The organism is Aliisedimentitalea sp. MJ-SS2 (assembly GCF_032586155.1).
Lineage (GTDB): Bacteria > Pseudomonadota > Alphaproteobacteria > Rhodobacterales > Rhodobacteraceae > JAWHTC01.
The window spans coordinates 1-5,248 of record NZ_JAWHTC010000011.1 but is presented as its reverse complement, the minus strand read 5'-3'; the positions used below and the strand labels follow the sequence as shown (position 1 = coordinate 5,248).

Here is a 5,248-nt window from a genome sequence, read left to right as displayed (position 1 = left end):
CATGGCCACGGCCGGGGATATCCTCACCCGCAACGCCACCCGTCAGCTCGACCATGCCATCGCCACGCGCACACCGCAGCCCCTCGAACTCGGGCTACTCCAACACGGCATGATCGCATTCGGCGAAACCCGCGGGAACAAAACACTGCATTAGCCCGGGGCACTGCGCCCTGCCGCACCCGGTTCACCACCGCATCGGGAGCTTCTTCTCGGCCACCGGACATCCCTTGCACAGATCCCGTTTGCGGGCTGCGACCGAGGGTGGATCGGTGAGAACCGCCGTCGAACTCACACGCCATGTTCGACCCCGCATCGCCAAGTGCGGCACCGCGGCAGAGTACGTGGGTCGCTGGAAGTCAGCCGGCACCATATCCCCACTGCATAAAAAATTCGAAAACCTCCGGGAACAATCCGCAGGGGACCGGACGTCTCTTCCGAGTGCCGCGTGCGAACTAAGGTTTCAGCCCTTTCAAGCGCGGAAAACTTCAACTTTCGCAAGGGATTAGTCCGATGCTAAATGATGTAACACTTATACAGCTCGTCAGCTATGGCTCCATGGCCATGTTCACGTCCGTTTCAATCCTGCGCAGTGCCGGTGCCATGGACAAGGCATTGTTGCTCAAGCGGATGGGGAAAGATGCAGCACGCATGGCGCGCGCGGTCAACCTGGCCGACGAGACCAAAAGAACGGCCGCAGTTCATCGCGCACATGCCCGTATCGTCAGCAAAGTCCAACCCGTCGGACAACTGATGACGTCTGTTGCTGCCCCCAATGCACGCAAGGAAAAGGATGTCGCCCTGGCAGCCTATCGGTCCGAAGTGTCGTCCCTGGTTCGAACCCATTGCCATCATCTCAGATACCTGGCGAAGAAAGCGGGTCCGCTCGGCTTGGGATTTACAACCTTGGCGCTGGTGTTTTCTCTAATGGGGTTCGCGCCGGAAGCGCAAGGCAACCATTCCAATCTGCTTCAAGCCCTTCCGGTTTCTCTCGTCACCACAATGCTGGCCTGCTTCAATCTGTTCGGCCTGAGGTGGGTTGAAGGGCGCCTGGTCCATGCAGCCGACACCGCGCTCGAAAACGGCGAAACCGCTTTTGAATGCTACTTGAACTGGGCTCGGCCGGAAACGCCGGGCACCCCGACCGCACTCGTGCGCCGGGTGTCACTGGCCGCAACCAAGGAGAGGGTGTGATGTCGTACGCTTTATCCAATCCGCTTTTTGAACCGTCTGAAGATGATGACGACGGGCTGCTTTGGGCAGACCTTTGGGTCAACATAGCCTTCGTGCTCTTCACGATCGTTGTGGACCCCCAAACCAAATGGGTGCTGCCCGAGTTGAAGCTGCATACCCAGGGCCGCGCCAGCGAACCGATGCAGGTCGTGACACTGTTTGTCGACTATTCGCCCCAACAAGACGTCATGCTTCGATTGGATGCTCCAGACGGTAGCATCCTTTCCAAGGACAAGGATGTCGAAGCCGTGGTGAGCGCTGCAAAAAATGACGACGCGAATGCCGCGTTTCGCATCGTTGTATCAGGCCAGGAACCGTCCGGTATCTTGCTTGACGCGGTTGCAAAACTTGAACGCGCCGGTGCTGCCGACGTGACCCTTCAACAACTCGAACGCAAGGAATAGACCGATGACCCATTCACCGCGCTTTTTTCGAACAACAACCGGGGTGGCCGGCGTTGGTCTGCTCATCGCAGCCACATACGCCACGACCCAATCCCCGGCATCGCTGCCTACAGGTCGCGACATTGCCGTCTACTTCGGCCAACCTATTGGTGCTCAACCACAGCGCCAAGCAGAGCCGGAAACGCTGCCTGAGGCCCGGGCCCGCCATGTCGAGCCGGCGAGGATCCATGCAAGATCTGCGGCAAAAACCGCCGCCGAGTCCTCGTCATCAAGTGATGCACCCAATCTCTCCAGCGCCGATGACCCGGTGCTGGAGGCGTTAAAATCTGCTCTCGATGCGGCATCGGATGAAGTGTCACCTTCCAACGTTGGCGACAGCGAGGGGGACAATTACGGCCTGCCGGATCTTGGCCCTTTGACCCCCGCGATAGCGAACCGTCTGATTACTTCGGGTGCAGGCGTTGTGGTGGCCCAGTTGGGTGATGGCCGTCACCTGATGCTCAGCCCAGGCCCAGATGGGTCGCTCCGGACTGGGCAGGTGTCAGACTGGTCAGAAGCGTCGAGTGGCTATTCGCGTTGGGAGCTTCGACTGACCACACACACAGATGTGGTCTCGTTGCCCTTGCTTCAGACCCTGGTGCGCCGTGAAGCCGGGGCACACACGCTGTCCAAGCTGTCCATCGTTCTCTCGATCGGTGCCGAACAGCACCTGATTGAAGCCCAAAAATCTCTGATCGCAAACGCCGGGTTGGACTATTCGCAACTCCTGGCCGGTGAGACTTCCGTTGTGACAGCAGGATGCTGGCAAGCGAGAGGGGCGTTGTTCCGGCTGAACAGCTTGAAGGTCAACGGTCAAACACGGTTTCGCGAACAGGATCCGGGATGTCTCTGATCGGGACCGGACACCACCTGCAATAGAACTCTAATCGAGGATAGTGACATGAAACTTCTTCACTGGATCCACTATGTTTTCTGGGCAGCCCTGGTTGCCGTTCCGCATTGGATAGGGCGCTCAGCCGCCCTTTTCCTGGGGCTGTCGGTATTTATCCTGTTTGGGTGGGTATTGTTGCACGAGCACTTGGTCATTGGCCTTGTCATCGATGGCTTTGTTGACGCCGACCGCGACACCGCCTTGCTGCGCGTGTGGCTGCCCTGGCTTGCCAATGACATCCTCTCGATCCCGGCCATTGGAAACGATGGTGATCTGATTGGATCACGTTCCGTATGGATATTGGCATTGGGAGAATATTCCCATCAGGGCGTTGATACTATCTTTAAAGCTGATCGCTTCGCCGCGACACCGCCGCTGATGGCGTTCACGGCTCTGTTCCCATCTGTTCTGCATGAAACGCCCTGGGTTTTGATCGCAATCGGATTGCTGCTTCTCCTTCTCCATCGCCAATTGCTTGTCATTGTCGCGGCAGGTTTGATGGCCGTCATGTGTGTGGTTTTGATCTGGCACGGCATCCACCTGGTCGAATTCAACTACCCGAAGGCTGCGTTTACCCATGAAGCGGAAGTGTTCCTGATGGGCGCCGCGGGTCTCATGGGGGCGTCCGTCGGAGCCAGGGCAGCGTTTGACAGCCGTGTGAACCTCGTCGTGCGGCTGGCTTCGTTCCTGGTTGGACTGGCTCTACTGCCATTTGCAGCCATTGCATCAGGTGTTGCTGCGGTTTGGCTCTTTCTTCTGGCATTGCCACTCTTGCCATTGCCCGGTCTTCTGGCTGCATTGGTCGCCGCATTGCTGATTTCGCAGGGTCTGGCAGTAGCTGGCTCGTCATTCTGGGTTGTCCTTGGGCTTTCGTGCCTGGCGGTCCTGTTTACCCAGGTTATTCACAACACTTTCGATTGGTTTAACCGCCCGGATCATCACAGTGAGGAGGCTTAGAATGTCCACATTCAAAACTCCACCACGGGGTGTAAATCAAACCTGCCTGGCAAAACCGAATGCCGTTTTCGGGCTGGCCGGGAACAATGGGATAGTGCAGTGCGCCAACCGACCAACGATGAAATCTATGGTTGAAACTGGTGAAGAGTCTGGTGCACCGTCAGCGCATTCGACTGAGTTTTGTGTCGTGTCGATTGTGGAAGATCCCGGCCGGGAACAATCGGATCAGATGCTGACAAACAGATCATTGAGGGAGAGCACTTTGGAAAACATGAATAGACATAATTTCAGTTACAGCGAGTGGCTGACCGCTGCGCAGGCAGAACACATGGCCGCTCTGCTGAGATATTGTCGGTGGAGAAATCTTGATGAGGATGATGCAGCTGAGGCTGTGATACGAACGTTTGAAAAATTCAAAAAGGCGCTAATCAATCGCCGGCCATTCATTATTGGCCTTGTGCTTGACTACGAACCTGACAGCAAGAACGTGTACCGTGTGCTTCGAAACTCGCTGCGTTGGCGGATTGCAGATGTCATCGACGAGAAAGAGAACGCGAGACGGGTCGAACCAGGATGGGCGCCCGAAGATGCATCGGACCAAATGCTTGGGTTTCTTGAAAAAGAAAAAGATGCGGTTTCCGAAGCGGCTGATGGTGAGGATAATCTAGATACGCTCATGTCGAAGGAACTATTGAGAAAAGCTACGCTCAAAGCCATCGAAGACGGTAAAAACAAGACCGGAGATCTGAGGGGACAGGCACTGCGAGTGTATACGTTCCATTTCAAAGGCCTAGAGTCGAATGATATTGCAGACATGATGGATGTTACCGTGCAAACTGTACGTAACAATCTTGCCCTGGCCCGAAAAGCCATCGTGAGCGCTGGCATTGAACTGATGAAGGACAACTGAGATGAGCATTTCAGATAACAAAAAGAACACTGAAGAGTTCCTGGCCACGCTGAAAGTCCAGCAGGCTTTGGAAGATGCCGTCGCGGATGAAGAAGGGTTCGACGAAGAGCCGTCCGAGGCTTTTGTTGCTCGGGTTAGTGCACGCGTTGAAGCCATGATTGCCGCGGACAAAGATGAACTTGATGCTGCAATGGAAAGCAGTTCTGAACAGACCTCTTCCGTTGCATCCGGGATATGGCGCCTCGTGGAAGATGGCATCGATTTTGTTGCACAAAGCTTGGAACATCTGTTGGATGCTGCTGCACCGGCGCCGGCGGGTTCCCTTCGCCGGAGCGTCGAGTCTTTCGAGCAACTGACGGATAAGGACGTTTGGCTCGTGAAAGATCTTGTCAAAAACGCATCAGATGACTCGTGGGTAATGCGGCTGCGCTATATTGGCGGAGATCCTCTGGACAAGGCTCCAGGTGTAGACATGCGGATCAATGGCGAACCTTCGGATTATGCCGTTTCAACGTTTGAGCGTGGCGACACGGTTCTTCTTCTACGGATACCGGAAATTCCAGCGGACATTTCCGTGGTGAAAGCCGCAAATATCGCTGGGGGCAAGCTGGTCATTCGAATGGACGCCAACTAGGGCGTCTTGCAAACATCCCGAACCGCAAATTCGTTTCAACACTGTGGTTCGGGATCTTTTTCTTTTTCTCCGGACATCCATCACACAAGCCCCGCTCGTGGGGTGCAATGGAGGATGGACCGATGGAAACGATTGTTAAACTGACGCACCATGCAGAAACCCGCAGCAACCAGCGCGGCATC

Annotated in this window: 6 protein-coding genes; all 6 read left to right on the top strand. The window is 55.8% G+C overall.

Annotated elements, in window-relative coordinates; translation table 11 throughout:
* Positions 1-555: 555 nt before the first annotated feature.
* The 6 genes from RXV86_RS22000 to RXV86_RS21975 are packed head-to-tail and all read left to right on the top strand — an operon-like array spanning position 556 to position 5,066.
* The gene (locus RXV86_RS22000) at positions 556-1,191 is read left to right on the top strand and encodes a hypothetical protein (RefSeq protein WP_316302725.1); all 636 of its coding nucleotides are present in this window, start codon (positions 556-558) and stop codon (positions 1,189-1,191) included.
* Positions 1,191-1,634: a hypothetical protein gene (locus RXV86_RS21995; protein WP_316302723.1), complete on the top strand. Its 444-nt coding sequence runs from the start codon at positions 1,191-1,193 to the stop codon at positions 1,632-1,634. The genes RXV86_RS22000 and RXV86_RS21995 overlap by 1 nt, the downstream gene beginning before the upstream one ends.
* Positions 1,635-1,638: 4 nt before the next feature.
* Positions 1,639-2,526 (top strand): hypothetical protein, encoded by an 888-nt coding sequence (locus RXV86_RS21990; protein ID WP_316302722.1) that lies wholly within the window; start codon positions 1,639-1,641, stop codon positions 2,524-2,526.
* 48 nt (positions 2,527-2,574) lie between these two features.
* Positions 2,575-3,522 carry a hypothetical protein gene (locus tag RXV86_RS21985; RefSeq protein WP_316302721.1) on the top strand — a complete coding sequence of 316 codons (948 nt, stop codon included), beginning with the start codon at positions 2,575-2,577 and terminating at the stop codon, positions 3,520-3,522.
* Between the two features lies 1 nt (position 3,523).
* Complete coding sequence (locus RXV86_RS21980) at positions 3,524-4,432, top strand: hypothetical protein (protein ID WP_316302720.1); 909 nt, start codon at positions 3,524-3,526, stop codon at positions 4,430-4,432.
* Position 4,433: 1 nt separating this feature from the next.
* Positions 4,434-5,066 carry a hypothetical protein gene (locus RXV86_RS21975; RefSeq protein WP_316302719.1) on the top strand — a complete coding sequence of 211 codons (633 nt, stop codon included), beginning with the start codon at positions 4,434-4,436 and terminating at the stop codon, positions 5,064-5,066.
* Positions 5,067-5,248 lie beyond the last annotated feature (182 nt).